The sequence below is a fragment of the Streptomyces sp. NPDC020742 genome (genome assembly GCF_040641675.1).
Classification (GTDB): domain Bacteria; phylum Actinomycetota; class Actinomycetes; order Streptomycetales; family Streptomycetaceae; genus Streptomyces.
On the sequence record NZ_JBFAEA010000001.1, the window covers coordinates 212,186 to 226,406 of the forward strand.

General features: G+C 69.4%; 11 protein-coding genes and 2 tRNA genes. 8 read left to right on the forward strand and 5 right to left on the reverse strand.

Annotation, left to right across the window (positions count from 1 at the left end; genetic code table 11):
• Nucleotides 1-43 precede the first annotated feature (43 nt).
• Nucleotides 44-1,189 (forward strand): PP2C family protein-serine/threonine phosphatase, encoded by a 1,146-nt coding sequence (locus tag AB0G84_RS00835; RefSeq protein ID WP_361313550.1) that lies wholly within the window; start codon nt 44-46, stop codon nt 1,187-1,189.
• Nucleotides 1,190-1,340: 151 nt separating this feature from the next.
• On the opposite strand, the gene AB0G84_RS00840 is transcribed toward AB0G84_RS00835, so the two are convergent.
• Nucleotides 1,341-2,510 (reverse strand): acyltransferase family protein, encoded by a 1,170-nt coding sequence (locus tag AB0G84_RS00840; protein WP_361313553.1) that lies wholly within the window; start codon nt 2,508-2,510, stop codon nt 1,341-1,343.
• Between the two features lie 689 nt (nt 2,511-3,199).
• Here AB0G84_RS00840 and AB0G84_RS00845 point away from each other — a divergent pair.
• Nucleotides 3,200-3,394 carry a hypothetical protein gene (locus tag AB0G84_RS00845; protein WP_361313555.1) on the forward strand — a complete coding sequence of 65 codons (195 nt, stop codon included), beginning with the start codon at nt 3,200-3,202 and terminating at the stop codon, nt 3,392-3,394.
• A 109-nt stretch (nt 3,395-3,503) separates the two neighbouring features.
• Here the strand turns inward: AB0G84_RS00845 and AB0G84_RS00850 are convergent, their stop codons facing one another.
• Together AB0G84_RS00850 and AB0G84_RS00855 are read right to left on the reverse strand one after the other, a co-directional pair.
• Complete coding sequence (locus tag AB0G84_RS00850; RefSeq protein WP_361313557.1) at nt 3,504-3,875, reverse strand: arsenate reductase family protein; 372 nt, start codon at nt 3,873-3,875, stop codon at nt 3,504-3,506.
• Between the two features lie 232 nt (nt 3,876-4,107).
• Nucleotides 4,108-4,178 (reverse strand) — tRNA-Gly (locus AB0G84_RS00855).
• Between the two features lie 180 nt (nt 4,179-4,358).
• Here AB0G84_RS00855 and AB0G84_RS00860 point away from each other — a divergent pair.
• The 5 genes from AB0G84_RS00860 (at nt 4,359) to clpX (ending at nt 9,177) form a co-directional block, all read left to right on the forward strand.
• Nucleotides 4,359-4,435, forward strand: a tRNA-Pro gene (locus AB0G84_RS00860).
• 270 nt (nt 4,436-4,705) lie between these two features.
• The gene (tig, locus tag AB0G84_RS00865; RefSeq protein ID WP_361313560.1) at nt 4,706-6,085 is read left to right on the forward strand and encodes a trigger factor; all 1,380 of its coding nucleotides are present in this window, start codon (nt 4,706-4,708) and stop codon (nt 6,083-6,085) included.
• Between the two features lie 293 nt (nt 6,086-6,378).
• Nucleotides 6,379-6,981 (forward strand): ATP-dependent Clp protease proteolytic subunit, encoded by a 603-nt coding sequence (locus tag AB0G84_RS00870; protein WP_361315031.1) that lies wholly within the window; start codon nt 6,379-6,381, stop codon nt 6,979-6,981.
• Between the two features lie 65 nt (nt 6,982-7,046).
• Nucleotides 7,047-7,721, forward strand: coding sequence for an ATP-dependent Clp protease proteolytic subunit (locus tag AB0G84_RS00875; RefSeq protein WP_361313562.1), 675 nt, complete (start codon nt 7,047-7,049; stop codon nt 7,719-7,721).
• Nucleotides 7,722-7,893: 172 nt separating this feature from the next.
• Nucleotides 7,894-9,177, forward strand: a complete 1,284-nt coding sequence (gene clpX / locus AB0G84_RS00880) for an ATP-dependent Clp protease ATP-binding subunit ClpX (RefSeq protein ID WP_361313564.1) — start codon at nt 7,894-7,896, stop codon at nt 9,175-9,177.
• Nucleotides 9,178-9,291: 114 nt separating this feature from the next.
• Here clpX and AB0G84_RS00885 read toward each other — a convergent pair whose 3' ends face one another.
• A complete protein-coding gene (locus AB0G84_RS00885; RefSeq protein ID WP_361313567.1) occupies nt 9,292-10,251 on the reverse strand; it encodes a hypothetical protein in 960 nt (319 codons plus the stop codon).
• A gap of 161 nt (nt 10,252-10,412) precedes the next feature.
• Here AB0G84_RS00885 and AB0G84_RS00890 point away from each other — a divergent pair, with 161 nt between their 5' ends.
• Nucleotides 10,413-13,034: a valine--tRNA ligase gene (locus tag AB0G84_RS00890; protein WP_361313570.1), complete on the forward strand. Its 2,622-nt coding sequence runs from the start codon at nt 10,413-10,415 to the stop codon at nt 13,032-13,034.
• On the opposite strand, the gene AB0G84_RS00895 is transcribed toward AB0G84_RS00890, so the two are convergent.
• A complete protein-coding gene (locus AB0G84_RS00895) occupies nt 13,000-14,178 on the reverse strand; it encodes a hypothetical protein (protein WP_361315033.1) in 1,179 nt (392 codons plus the stop codon). The two genes, AB0G84_RS00890 and AB0G84_RS00895, sit on opposite strands and share 35 nt — an antisense overlap.
• Between the last annotated feature and the right edge of the window lie 43 nt (nt 14,179-14,221).

Consider the following 14,221-nt stretch of genomic DNA (forward strand, 5'->3'; position numbering starts at 1 on the left):
CGAATCGACGCGCCGCCGAACGGGTGGATAAGGTCCCAGAGCGATGACGAGCGGCCCGGGTACGGAACCCCTGACGGCCCGGGTGCACAAAGGCCTGCACCGGGCCCGCGTCGGTGTGCGCAAGGCCGGGGTCGACTACTTCCGCGGCGAGGGCTCCGACCGGTTCGCGCTCGCCGTCCTGCTGATCGCCATCCCCGCCATCGCCGCCGGCACCCTCTGGCGCCCCGAATGGATCGCCCCCACCGCCCTGGTCCTCCCCGTGATCGCCGGCGGACTGCTGCTCCGCCCCGCCAACCTCCTGATCCTCTACAGCGCCTCCGCCACCGCCCTGGTCGTGGAGTCCGCGCTCTTCGGCCCGTACGACGAGGGGCCCGACCGGATCACCCCGGGCACCGTCCTGGTCGTCGCCGCCGTCGGCTTCTTCGGCCTGCTCATCGCCCAGTTCCGCAGCCGGGTCGGAGTGCCCTGGCGGCGCGGCGGCACCATGCTCTTCGACCTGCGCGAACGCATCCGCGTCCAGAGCACGCTGCCCAGCCTGCCGGCCGGCTGGCACCACGAAATGGCGCTGCGCCCGGCCGGCGGTCAGTCCTTCTCCGGGGACTTCGTCGTCGCCTCCCGCACCCACGGCGGCAACATCCTCGAAGTCGTCCTCACCGACGTCTCCGGCAAGGGCATGGACGCCGCCTCCCGCGCCCTGCTGCTCTCAGGTGCCTTCGGCGGTCTGCTGGGCTCCCTCCCGCCGCACGGCTTCCTCCCCGCCGCCAACGGCTACCTCCTGCGCCAGGACTGGGACGAGGGCTTCGCCACCTCCGTCCACCTCGTCCTGGACCTGGAATCCGGCGACTACGAACTCCTCTCCGCCGGCCACCTGCCGGCCCTCCAGCTCAGCGCCGGCACCGGCCGCTGGGAGGAGAAGCCGGGGGAGGGGCCGCTGCTCGGCGTCTACGACGGCGCCCAGTTCGACCCCGTCAAGGGCAGGCTGCGCCCCGGCGATGTGCTGATGCTCTTCACCGACGGCCTGGTCGAGGCGGCCGATCGCGATATCGCCGAGGGCATCGACCGGCTCACCGGTGAGGCCGACCGCTATGTCGCCAGCGGCTTCGCCGGCGCCGCCTGGCACCTGATCGAGGCCGTCGCCAAGGACGTCAACGACGACCGCGCCCTGCTGCTGATCTGCCGCGACGCCTGAGGGACTGCGGGACGGCCCTGAGCCAGGGCGTCGCGGCACGAGCGCCGTTGACGGGGGCCGTGCGCCCGCCCGGCACGGAGATCAGTCGAATGAGTGAGAACCGCCGCACGGAGCGGCGCCGTCCGGGACGGGCAGCAGGCGCGGGTCCCGGTCAGGCCGTGGCGTGCTCGCGTCCCCGGGCGGTCTCGGCCGGGTCCTTGCGGAAGGCCCAGGACATCGTGGGCTCCATCGCGAACCGGAAGACCTTACGGACCGGCGGGGTGCACAGCGCGGTGACGATGACCGCCGCGAGCAGGGTGACGGTGATCTCGCCGAGCGGTGTGTGCAGCCAGGCGTAGTCGTCGAACCAGCCCCAGAAGCGCGAGCCCTTCGCCAGGAAGCCGTGCAGCAGGTAGCCGTAGAGCGTGCCGGCGCCCAGCGTGGTGAACCACGTCCGCCGGGTCGGCACCCAGGAGTAGAAGCAGGCCACCAGCACGATCGAGCAACCCAGCAGGGCCAGCGTCATCATCGCGCCGATCCACCAGGTGGTGCCCAACTCCTGGGCGCTGTCCCGGTGGTAGAACCACGCCGAGGTCATCCGGGGTGCCGCCCAGTACGCCATCACCAGCGCGCAGGCGAAGATCGGCACCGAGGCGATCCGCACCGCCCGCCGCTGCACCCTCGCGAAGTGCTCGGGCCGCAGCGACAGTCCCAGCACGAAGAACGGCAGGAACTGCAGCACCCGCTGGAGGTCCAGGTCGTCACCGATGTCCGGAGAGACGGAGGCCAGTACGGCGATTGCCACGGCCAGCGGGATCGGCCAGCGGACCACCTTCCACAGCGGGGTGGTCAGCCGCCAGATGAACAGCGCGATCAGGAACCAGGTGAGGAACCAGGGGTCGAGCAGGCTGATCGGGTGGCCGGGGTCGTCGTCCGCCCAGCGCTTGAAGAACGCATACGCGGTCTCGAAGAGGACGTACGGGACGACGACTCCGGTGACCAGCCGCTGCAGCCGGTCCTTGCGCATGTCGAAGCTGCGGGAGAAGTAGCCGGAGATGATGATGAACGCCGGCATGTGGAAGGTGTAGACGGTCATGTAGAGCGCCTCGGCGGCGCGGCTGCCGTCGGTCAGCGGCTCCCACGAGTGCCCCATCGCCACCAGCACGATGGCCAGATACTTCGCGTTGTCGAAGAACGCATTGCGGCCACCGGCCTTGGGCGGGGACGCCGCGGCACCCTCGGTCGTGGCGGGTGGCTGCGCCGCGGGCTCCGTCCGGTGCGAACCCGCCGCCTCCCGGGCAGGGGGGAGTTCAGGTCGAGGTGTGGGGGCAGCGGGGAACATTGGACGCACGATAGCGGCGCTCGACGAATGCGTAAAACCGCAACTGCGCCTTTCGTTATGTGCGCAGGTCGGGCAACGGATAGTGCGTATATAAATCCTGCAATCGGCTCGACTTAATCGCCCGACAGATGTCCTGTTTGCCGCACTTCATACCCCCAAAATGGGTGATTTCCCCTGCGAACGACGCAGGAGGAATGTCCGCTTCTACCGCACTATGCTCCCGTGGCGTCGGTCACTTCTGCCCCGCTCCGCAATGCCGGGTAAAGCCGGGCTCGGCCGTGATGGACGCCACGAATAAGTGAATTTCCGGTCGGGATGGGCCGGCCGTGAGGCGGGGAAAATGATCAGAGTGTTCGGCCTGAATTACCGGAAGAGGGCCGGGTGAGTGAATTCCCGCCGGCCCGGCCCAGTTCGGACCGGCCCGGCCCGGTCCCGCACCCTGTCCGCAGGTCCCCTCCCCCGCGTCAACGCCACCCCCGCGGTCGCCCCTCCGGCCCGCCCGCGCTTTCCCCAGCCGTCACGCTCCCGTCGCCCCGCGGCCACCGCAGGTCGGAATCGGGCAAACCCTTGGCCGATGATTCGTCACCGGCCTGCAGTGGGCATGGAGTTGGTGGCACGATGGGTCCCGGGGGGTGTGTGCAGCATGCCCCCGGGCCGGTGAGGCGTTCCGACCAAGGGTGTGATCAGTTGTGGCTCTTTCGCTGTCAGTAGTGCTGCTGTTGGGGATCATCATGATCGTGCTGATCAGGGGGAAGTCCCTGAAGGCGGGCCCGGCGCTGGTCGCCATACTGTTCGGCTTCTTCCTCGCCTCCACCGGTATGGCGCCGTCGATCAACAGATTCCTGAACTCCCTGGCGGACACCATCAACCACATCACGTTCTAGGTGACCGGGCGGCCTCCCGGCCGCCGATCGCTTCACGTGCCAGGTGGTCCGCCGGCCCTCGGCCGGACTCTGCCGCGCGTCCGGCCGCACCCGCTCCCGCCGTCCGCGGTTACTCGCCCCCGGTCCGTGCCATCGCCTCGCGTACCGCCTCTTCGGTGCGCCCGACCAGCGCCGATCCATCGTCCGCGGTGATGATCGGCCGCTGGATCAGCTTGGGGTGCGCCGCCAGCGCCGCGATCCACTGCTCCCGTGTGGCGTCGGTGCGCTCCCAGTCCTTGAGCCCCAGCTCCTTCGCCGCGGCCTCCTGGGTCCGGGTGATGTCCCAGGGCTCCAGGCCCAGCCGTGCCAGCACCGCACGCAGCTCCTCGGCGCTCGGCGGGTCCTCCAGGTACTTGCGCACCGTGTACGCGGCGCCCTCCTCGTCGAGGATGCCGACGGCGGAACGACACTTGGAACACGCGGGATTGAGCCAGATCTCCATGCCGACCACCTTATTGATGTGCGGGCGGTCAGCGAAGAGGGCGGGCGGGGAGCGGAGGAGCGGCCGGGCGGAGCGTTACGCGGAGCCCGTCCACGGGAGGGTCGCGAAGCCGTACCGCCACCGCGCCGCGGTGGCCCCACCGGGCTCGTCAGCGGCAGCCCCATCGCACCCCTGAACCGCCTCCCGAAAAGCAGAAAACCCCAGGTCATCCGGCCTGGGGTGTTCTTGCGAGAGCGGGCGACGGGAATCGAACCCGCGTAGCTAGTTTGGAAGACTAGGGCTCTACCATTGAGCTACGCCCGCGAGCGCCGCTGGTCGCAGGACCGCGGCACGCAGTGCATCCTAGCGGGTCGCGGCGGTGCGCCGCACACCCCTTCCGGCACGTGGCGCGGGCGCGGCCCCTCCCGGCCCACCGCGCCCACCAGGCACCCGATATCTGGCAGCCGTTCCGTCCGCGGGCATGTACCCTCTGTGTCGCACCGACGGGGTGTGGCGCAGCTTGGTAGCGCGTCCGCTTTGGGAGCGGAAGGTCGTCGGTTCGAATCCGGCCACCCCGACCAGCAGTTTTCCGCCCGGCGTCAGGCAGCCGGGCACCCTCTTCGTCCGCCGAGCGCCCTTCTCGCCGCTCAGGCCACCCGCAGGACCGGCAGGGTGTGCCGGGTCGGGCAAGATCGCGTTGTGGGCGTCATCCTCCTTGCGGTTACTATGCAAACTGCGTGCCCGTGTGTCTGTGCATCTGCTGCCGGGCGCGATCATCCGGGCCCGGATCAGCCGGGTACCTGGTAGATCTCAAGCAGAACCCCAGAAGTCAGCCCCAAGGAGACCGAACCGTGAAGAGCGCCGTGGAGACCCTGAACCCGACTCGGGTTCGGCTCACTGTCGAGGTGCCCTTCGAGGAGCTCAAGCCCAGCCTCGACGCGGCGTACAAGAAGATCAACCAGCAGGTCTCGGTGAAGGGCTTCCGCAAGGGCAAGATCCCTGCCCGGGTCATCGACCAGCGGTTCGGCCGTGGCGCCGTGCTGGAGGAGGCCGTCAACGACGCGCTCCCGAAGTTCTACACCGAGGCGGTCAACGAGGGTGAGCTGAACGTCCTCGGCCAGCCCGAGGTCGACATCACCGAGCTGAAGGACGGCGAGCTGCTGGCCTTCACCGCCGAGGTGGACATCCGCCCCGCCCTGGAGATCCCGGACTACTCCGGCATCGAGGTCGAGGTCGACGCCGTCGAGGTGTCGGACGAGGACGTCGACAAGTCCGTCGAGCAGCTGCGTGAGCGCTTCGCCTCCACCTCCCCGGTGGAGCGCGCCGCGCAGGACGGCGACGTGCTGACGGTCAACCTGGAGGCCAAGGTCGACGGCGAGGTCCTGGAGGACGGCGTCGCCGAGGGTGTCACGTACACGGTCGGCTCCGGTGAGCTGCTGGACGGCATCGACGACGCGGTCAAGGGCCTGGAGGCCGGCGGCAGCGCCACCTTCACCTCCGAGCTCAAGGGCGGCTCCGCCCAGGGCAAGGAGGCCGAGGTCAAGGTCGAGGTCACCGAGGTCAAGGCCCGCGAACTGCCCGCGCTGGACGACGACTTCGCGCAGCTGGCCAGCGAGTTCGACACCCTCGACGAGCTCAAGGCGGACAGCCGCAAGCGCCTGGAGCAGATGAAGCAGTACGACCAGGCCACCCAGGCTCAGGAGAAGGTCCTGGACGAGCTGCTGAAGCTGGTCGAGGTGCCGATGCCGGAGAAGCTGCTCGCGGACGAGATCCAGACCCGCAAGCACAACCTGGAGCACCACCAGCTCGGCCAGATGGGCCTCGACCTCGCGAAGTACCTGGAGATCCAGGGCAAGACCGAGGAAGAGTTCGACGCCGAGACCAAGGAGCAGGCCGAGAAGGGCATCAAGACCCAGTTCATCCTCGACGAGCTGGTCAACAAGGAGAAGCTGAACGTCAGCCAGGAGGAGCTCACCGAGCACCTCATGCGCCGCGCCCAGTCCTCCGGTATGTCCCCCGACCAGTTCGCCCAGGCGGTCGTCGAGGGCGGCCAGGTGCCGATGCTCGTCGGTGAGGTCGCCCGCGGCAAGGCCCTCGCGGTCGTCGTCGAGGCCGCCACGGTCAAGGACACCACCGGCGAGGTCATCGACATGGCGGACGAGGACGAGGCCGAGGTGGCCGAGACCGTCGTCGCCGAGGCCGAGGGCACCGAGGAGAAGGCCGAGGGCTAAAGCCCCGGCTGCCTCACGGCTCCGCTGAAGGACCGATCACGGGCCCGAACACGCACGTCCGCGTGTTCGGGCCCGTGTGCCGTGACGGACCGGTGAGCCTGCGCTCACAGCGAACAGTTGACAATGCGGGATGGCGTTGTCCGACCTGCGCGTTAGGGTCCGTAGATACGAGGGCAGGGGAGTCCTGACATCGCGCCGGGCGACATGCGGCGCCTGATCCCCGCGCCCCAGAAGACGACGCTGAGACGGCTGTGGCCGTCCGACAACGAGCAGGTGGACACGTGACGATCCCGATGCCTTCCGCCGCCGCTGAGCCGACCATCGGTGGCCTCGGCGACCAGGTCTACAACCGGCTGCTCGGCGAGCGGATCATCTTCCTCGGCCAGCCGGTCGACGACGACATCGCCAACAAGATCACCGCGCAGCTGCTTCTCCTCGCCGCGGACCCGGACAAGGACATCTTCCTCTACATCAACTCCCCGGGCGGTTCGATCTCGGCCGGCTTGGCGATCTACGACACCATGCAGTACATCAAGAACGACGTGGTGACGATCGCGATGGGCCTGGCCGCCTCGATGGGTCAGTTCCTGCTGAGCGCCGGCACCCCGGGCAAGCGGTTCGCGCTGCCCAACGCCGAGATCCTGATCCACCAGCCCTCCGCGGGCCTGGCCGGTTCCGCGTCGGACATCAAGATCCACGCCGAGCGGCTGCTGCACACCAAGAAGCGGATGGCGGAGCTGACCGCCTTCCACACCGGCCAGACCGTCGAGCGGATCACCCAGGACTCGGACCGCGACCGCTGGTTCTCCGCGGACGAGGCCAAGGAGTACGGCCTGATCGACGACGTGATGACCTCCGCGGCCGGCGTTCCGGGCGGGGGCGGCACCGGGGCCTGAGCCCCGTAGCACTCGCCCCAGCCACCCCAGCCCACTCGATCGCCACCAGGACGGTGAACACCACGATGAACAACTTCCCCGGCAGCGGCCTCTACCAGCGGCCCGAGTCCGAGTACTCCGGCCCGCACGCCGAGTCCCGCTACATCGTCCCGCGCTTCGTCGAGCGCACCTCGCAGGGCGTGCGGGAGTACGACCCGTACGCCAAGCTGTTCGAGGAGCGTGTGATCTTCCTCGGGGTGCAGATCGACGACGCCTCGGCCAACGACGTCATGGCGCAGCTGCTGTGCCTGGAGTCGATGGACCCGGACCGCGACATCTCGATCTACATCAACAGCCCCGGCGGCTCCTTCACGGCGCTCACGGCCATCTACGACACGATGCAGTTCGTGAAGCCGGACATCCAGACCGTCTGCATGGGCCAGGCGGCCTCCGCCGCGGCCGTGCTGCTCGCCGCCGGCACCCCCGGCAAGCGGATGGCGCTGCCGAACGCCCGGGTGCTGATCCACCAGCCGTACAGCGAGACCGGCCGTGGTCAGGTGTCCGACCTGGAGATCGCCGCCAACGAGATCCTGCGGATGCGTTCGCAGCTGGAGGACCTGCTCGCCAAGCACTCCTCCACGCCGATCGAGAAGATCCGTGATGACATCGAGCGTGACAAGATTCTGACCGCCGAGGAGTCCCTGGCGTACGGTCTGGTCGACCAGATCGTTTCGACGCGGAAGACGTCCGTCTCCGTCTGATCGCGATCTGCGCGAATTGAGCCGGAGCGTTGCCCCCTTGGACCGGGCCGGGACCGAGTGAACCGAGTCGGTCCAAGGGGGGCCCGAACGGGGGGCCCGGCAAGGTACCGTCGATAGGCAAGTACCCGGGTCCGTGGAGCAATGCGGATCCCAGGCGAAGGGGAAGCACCTCGTGGCACGCATCGGTGACGGCGGCGACCTGCTCAAGTGCTCGTTCTGCGGAAAGAGCCAGAAGCAGGTGAAGAAGCTCATCGCGGGACCTGGTGTGTACATCTGCGACGAGTGCATCGACCTCTGCAACGAGATCATCGAGGAGGAGCTCGCCGAGACCTCCGAGGTGCGGTGGGAGGAACTCCCCAAGCCGCGGGAGATCTACGAGTTCCTCAACGGCTACGTCGTGGGCCAGGAGCCCGCCAAGAAGGCCCTCTCGGTGGCCGTCTACAACCACTACAAGCGGGTGCAGGCGGGCGAGAACGGCCCCGGCCGCGGCGATGACGGCATCGAGCTGGCCAAGTCCAACATCCTGCTGCTCGGCCCCACGGGCTCCGGCAAGACGCTGCTGGCCCAGACCCTCGCCCGGATGCTGAACGTCCCCTTCGCGTTCGCCGACGCCACGGCGCTGACCGAGGCCGGCTACGTCGGCGAGGACGTCGAGAACATCCTGCTCAAGCTGATCCAGGCCGCGGACTTCGACATCAAGAAGGCCGAGACCGGCATCATCTACATCGACGAGATCGACAAGGTCGCCCGGAAGAGCGAAAACCCGTCGATCACGCGGGACGTCTCCGGCGAGGGTGTCCAGCAGGCCCTGCTGAAGATCCTGGAGGGCACCACCGCCTCCGTGCCGCCGCAGGGCGGCCGCAAGCACCCGCACCAGGAGTTCATCCAGATCGACACGACGAACGTCCTGTTCATCGTCGGCGGCGCGTTCGCCGGTCTGGAGAAGATCATCGAGGCCCGGTCCGGTGCCAAGGGCATCGGCTTCGGCGCCACGATCCGCTCCAAGCGCGAGATCGAGTCCAAGGACCAGCTCCAGGACGTCATGCCGGAGGACCTGGTGAAGTTCGGGATGATCCCGGAGTTCATCGGCCGCCTCCCCGTCCTCACCTCGGTCCACAACCTCGACCGCGAGGCGCTGCTGCAGATCCTGGTCGAGCCGCGCAACGCCCTGGTCAAGCAGTACAAGCGGCTCTTCGAACTCGACGGCGTGGAGCTGGACTTCGACCGCCCCGCCCTGGAGGCCATCGCCGACCAGGCCATCCTCCGCGGCACCGGCGCCCGTGGCCTGCGCGCCATCATGGAGGAGGTCCTCCAGGCGGTGATGTACGAGATCCCGTCCCGCAAGGACGTCGCCCGCGTCGTCATCACCGCGGACGTCGTTCACTCGAACGTGAACCCCACTCTGGTCCCGCGCAACCGCGGCGAGTCGGGGGAGCCGCAGGAGAAGAGCGCCTAACCGCGCCGCAGACGACAGGGAGCCGCCCGGCAGCCGAGGTGCTGCCGGGCGGCTCCTGACGTGACGACGGCGTCCGGTGCGCCGTCCCCCACAGACGGCGCACGGGGCCCGCCGCTACTTCTCCTTGCGGACCTCGTTGCGGATCGTGGCGGTCTTGCCGGAGAGCTCCTCGGCGCCGGGGGTGGTGGCGGTGGCCGGACCCGCGGCGGAGGGGGCGGCCAGCATCTGGGCGAAGCCGATGGCGCTGTTGTCACCCCAGACGCAGGTGGAGAGGGTGATGTTCGCCGTCACCCCGCCCCGCGACATCGTGACCTTCTGGGTGCGGCACTTCATCACCGAGCCGTCGAACTCCTCCGGGGAGTACTCGGTCGTCGGGGTGACGTCCTCCAACTTGGCGTCCTGCCCCAGGGACTTCTTCTGGCTCTCGTCCATCTTGGCGAACATCTGGTTCACCGTGCCCTCGGGGTCGCCCACGGTCCCGTAGACGCCACCGGTGTTCAACTGCAGCCCGCCGTCACCCTTGTAGGAAGCGCTGACGCCCCGGGCGTTGGTGATGCCCATCGCCTTGGCTTCCTTGTCGTTGGTGAAGTCCTCGGAACCGGAGTTGCCGGAGCCCTCGGCCTTGGAGAACTGCCCGTTCAGCAGCTTGTCCGGCAGCGAGATGGTGTACGGCTTCACCTGGCTGCCCGAGCCGAAGGCGAAGTACGCGCCGACGCCGATCGCCGCGACGACCACGACCGCTCCGACGATCAGGCCGATCTTCTTGCCGTTGCCGCCGCCCTCCGGGGCGCCCTGGGGGATGACGCCGTAGGGGGTCTGCTGGCCGCCGTAGGGCGCCTGCTGGCCGTAGCCCTGCTGCGGGGGCTGGCCGCCCTGCTGGGGGTAGCCGTAGCCCTGCGGGGGCGCCTGACCGCCCTGCTGGGGGTAGCCGTAGCCCTGCCCAGGCACCTGGCCGCCCTGCTGCGGGTAGCCGTAACCGGGCTGCGGGGCCGGCGGCTGCTGCGGCTGGCCGTACGGGCCGGGCTGCTGCGGCTGCTGCCCGTACGGGCCGGGAGGCGGCTGGTTGTAGCTCATGGAGCGGTTCCCCTCGTGACAACTGAAGACAGTTGAAGTTCTGCGTGTGGAGTTCTGCGTTTAGGGCGCTGGCGACATCCTGTATGACGTCGCTGACAACCGGTGCCCCGGGGGCGAAACCGATTCGAAGCTGCTACATGGGCGCCCGTACACTGTGCGTCGTGACCGAGAACACTCAGCAGAGCAACCACAGCGCCCCCGAACTGCCGACTCAGTACACGCCGGCCGATGTAGAGGGGCCGCTGTACGAGCGCTGGGTAGAGCGGGGTTACTTCGAGGCGGACGAGAAGAGCGACAAGCCGCCCTACACCATCGTCATCCCGCCGCCGAACGTCACCGGCAGCCTGCACCTGGGGCACGCCTTCGAGCACACCCTGATCGACGCCCTCACGCGCCGTAAGCGGATGCAGGGCTACGAGACGCTCTGGCAGCCGGGCATGGACCACGCCGGTATCGCGACCCAGAACGTCGTCGAGCGCGAGCTCGCCAAGGAGGGCGTCTCCCGGCACGACCTGGGACGCGAGGCGTTCGTCGAGCGCGTCTGGCGCTGGAAGAACGAGTCCGGCGGCCAGATCTCGGGCCAGATGCGGCGCCTGGGCGACGGCGTCGCCTGGTCCCGCGAGCGCTTCACCATGGACGAGGGCCTCTCCCGGGCCGTCCAGACGATCTTCAAGCGGCTCTACGACGACGAGCTGATCTACCGGGCCGAGCGGATCATCAACTGGTGCCCGCGCTGCCTGACCGCCATCTCGGACATCGAGGTGGAGTACCAGGACGACGACGGCGAGCTGGTCTCGATCCGGTACGGAGAGGGCGACGCGTCGATCGTCGTCGCCACCACCCGCGCCGAGACGATGCTCGGCGACACCGCCGTCGCCGTCCACCCGGAGGACGAGCGGTACGCCCATCTCGTCGGCACCGAGATCGAGTTGCCGCTGACCGGTCGGCGCATCCCGGTCGTCGCCGACGAGCACGTCGACCCGGAGTTCGGCACGGGTGCGGTGAAGGTCACGCCGGCCCACGACCCGAACGACTTCGAGATCGGCCGGCGGCACGACCTGGCCAACCTCGCCGTCCTCGACGAGCGGGGCGTCATCACCGCGCACGGCCCGTTCCAGGGCCTGGACCGCTTCGAGGCCCGGTCGGCGATCGTCGGCGCGCTGCGCGCCGAGGGCCGGATCGTCGCCGAGAAGCGTCCGTACACCCACTCCGTCGGACACTGCTCGCGCTGCAAGACCACCATCGAGCCGCGGCTGTCGATGCAGTGGTGGGTCAAGGTCGGCCCGCTGGCGCAGGCCGCCGGTGACGCGGTCCGTGACGGCAAGGTCGCGATCCACCCCAAGGAGATGGAGTCGCGCTACTTCGGCTGGGTGGACAACCTCCACGACTGGTGCATTTCGCGGCAGTTGTGGTGGGGCCACCGGATTCCGGTCTGGTACGGGCCGAACGGCGAGGTCGTCTGCGTCGGACCGGACGAGGAGCCGCCGAGCGGTGCGGGCTGGCACCAGGACACCGACGTCCTGGACACCTGGTTCTCGTCCGGCCTGTGGCCGTTCTCCACGCTGGGCTGGCCCGAGCAGACGCCGAGCGTCGAGAAGTTCTACCCGAACTCCGTCCTGGTCACCGGCTACGACATCCTCTTCTTCTGGGTCGCCCGGATGATGATGTTCGGGCTCTACGCGATGGACGGCACCCCGCCGTTCCACACCATCGCGCTGCACGGCATGGTCCGTGACCAGTTCGGCAAGAAGATGTCCAAGTCGTTCGGGAACGCGGTCAATCCGCTGGACTGGATGGACGCGTACGGCTCGGACGCCGTCCGGTTCACCCTCGCCCGCGGCGCCAACCCCGGTGTCGACGTCCCGATCGGTGAGGACTGGGTCCAGGGGTCCCGGAACTTCGCCAACAAGATCTGGAACGCCACACGGTTCGCGCTGATGAACGGCGCGACGGTGGAGGGCGACCTGCCGCCCGCGGAAGCGCTGTCGGCGACCGACCGGTGGATCCTGTCCCGGCTGAACTCGGTCGTCGCCGAGGTCGACGCGTACTACGACGACTACCAGTTCGCCAAGCTGTCGGACACCCTCTTCCACTTCGCCTGGGACGAGGTCTTCGACTGGTACGTCGAGCTGTCCAAGGCCACCTTCATGGCGGGCGGCCCGGCCGCCGACGCCTCCCGCCGGGTGCTGGGTGAGGTCCTGGACGTCACGCTGCGACTGCTGCACCCGGTCGTGCCGTTCGTCACGGAGACCCTGTGGACGGCGCTGACCGGCGGGGAGTCCGTCGTGATCGCCGACTGGCCGAAGGACTCCGGCTTCCGGGACGCCGCCGCCGAGCGGGAGATCGAGTCCGTCCAGCAGGTCGTCACCGAGGTCCGTCGGTTCCGCTCGGACCAGGGGCTGCAGCCGGGCCAGAAGGTCCCCGCGCAGCTGGACCTGTCCGGTACGGCGCTGGCGGCCCACGAGGCCGCGATGCGCTCGCTGCTGCGGCTGCAGCCGGCCGGTGAGGGCTTCAGCGCCACCGCCTCGCTGCCGGTCGCGGGCGCCACGGTCGCGCTGGACCTGTCCGGTGCGATCGATGTGGAGGCCGAGCGGAAGCGGCTGACCAAGGACCTGGCCGCCGCGGAGAAGGAGAAGGCGCAGGCCACCGCCAAGCTCGGCAACGAGGCGTTCCTCGCCAAGGCGCCGGAGAAGGTCGTGGACAAGATCCGCGGCCGGCTGGAGGCCGCGGAGGCGGACATCGTCCGGATCACCGCGCAGCTGGCGGCTCTGCCCTCGGCGTAGTCCCGGCGGCGCCGAACGACCCCGCAGGCCCCTCGTCCGTACGGGCGGGGGGCCTGCGCCGTCCCCGCTCTCCCCGTTCGCGCACCGGCCACAGCAGGACGTACGCCGTGGAGACCGCGACGAAGGCCAGCCGGATCAGGCCGCGGGCGGAGTCGTCGGGGACGGCGAAGATGCTGCCGTAGAGGATCAGCAGGGCCAGCCAGCTCCACCAGGGCACCAGCCGGCGCTGCCCGATCACGTCCCAGAGCAGGGTGCCGAGCAGCACGGACGCGGTGTAGTACGTGTAGACGCTGGGGTCCAGGACGATCCGGGCGTTGGCGCCCAGCAGGACCACCGCCGCCCAGCGGCCCCGCCACACGGCCACGGACCCCAGCGCCAGGCCCAGGGCGGCTTGCGCGGGGCGGTCCCAGCCGGGGGTCTCGGGATCGCCCACGCCCAGCCAGCGCAGCGCGGACGCCGGGTGGTTGGGGATGGTGAACTTGGCGGCGGCGAAGGACTGCGGGTCACCGAGGAAGAACGGCAGCCAGGCGACGGCCACCAGGCCCGCGCACCACAGACCGGCGCGCAGCCAGCGCTCCCGGGGGAGCGCGAGCAGCAGCGGGAGGAAGGCCAGCGCGGTGGGCTTGGAGTCCATCGCCAGGGCCAGGAAGGCGCCAGTGTGGACGGCGTTGCCGCGGGTGACGGCGCGTACCGCGAGCGCGGTGAAGAACAGCGCCAGGACGTCGTCGAGGTGCCCGAAGCGGACCGCGACCTCGATCCACATGGGGATGAAGGCCAGCCCGGCGATCAGGACGCGCTGCCGCAGCCGCTGGTGGTTGGTGCCGGTGCCCAGGAAGTAGTGGGCGGCGCTGCGGCCCGCCAGGACCAGGATGACCAGGCCGAGCAGCGACATCAGGGCCGCGGCGAGGAACTGGCCGGTGGCCTCGGCGAAGGGGTTGAACAGGCCCGCGGTCAGGAAGCTGAGCGGGCCCATCTGGAGCTCGGGGTGGTGCGCGTAGAGGTTGAGGCCGCCGGTGCCGTCACCGGCGTCGCCCTGGTAGATCAGCTCGCCGCCGGCGCGCAGGTAGTGCCAGGAGAAGCCGCCGTGCGGCTCGACGAGGACGAACCAGAGCACGGTCCAGGCGGTGAGCAGCACCAGGTGCATCCGTTGACTGATTGCCGGCACTGTCCCTCAGCTCCTGCCTTCC

What these genes read in the sequence shown, in the direction of transcription:
- AB0G84_RS00835 (WP_361313550.1), top strand. Translation starts at nt 44, where the DNA reads ATGACGAGCGGCCCGGGTACGGAACCCCTGACGGCCCGGGTGCACAAA.
- AB0G84_RS00840 (WP_361313553.1), bottom strand. Translation starts at nt 2,510, where the DNA reads ATGTTCCCCGCTGCCCCCACACCTCGACCTGAACTCCCCCCTGCCCGG.
- AB0G84_RS00850 (WP_361313557.1), bottom strand. Translation starts at nt 3,875, where the DNA reads ATGGAGATCTGGCTCAATCCCGCGTGTTCCAAGTGTCGTTCCGCCGTC.
- AB0G84_RS00870 (WP_361315031.1), top strand. Translation starts at nt 6,379, where the DNA reads ATGCCTTCCGCCGCCGCTGAGCCGACCATCGGTGGCCTCGGCGACCAG.
- AB0G84_RS00875 (WP_361313562.1), top strand. Translation starts at nt 7,047, where the DNA reads ATGAACAACTTCCCCGGCAGCGGCCTCTACCAGCGGCCCGAGTCCGAG.
- AB0G84_RS00885 (WP_361313567.1), bottom strand. Translation starts at nt 10,251, where the DNA reads ATGAGCTACAACCAGCCGCCTCCCGGCCCGTACGGGCAGCAGCCGCAG.
- AB0G84_RS00895 (WP_361315033.1), bottom strand. Translation starts at nt 14,178, where the DNA reads ATGCACCTGGTGCTGCTCACCGCCTGGACCGTGCTCTGGTTCGTCCTC.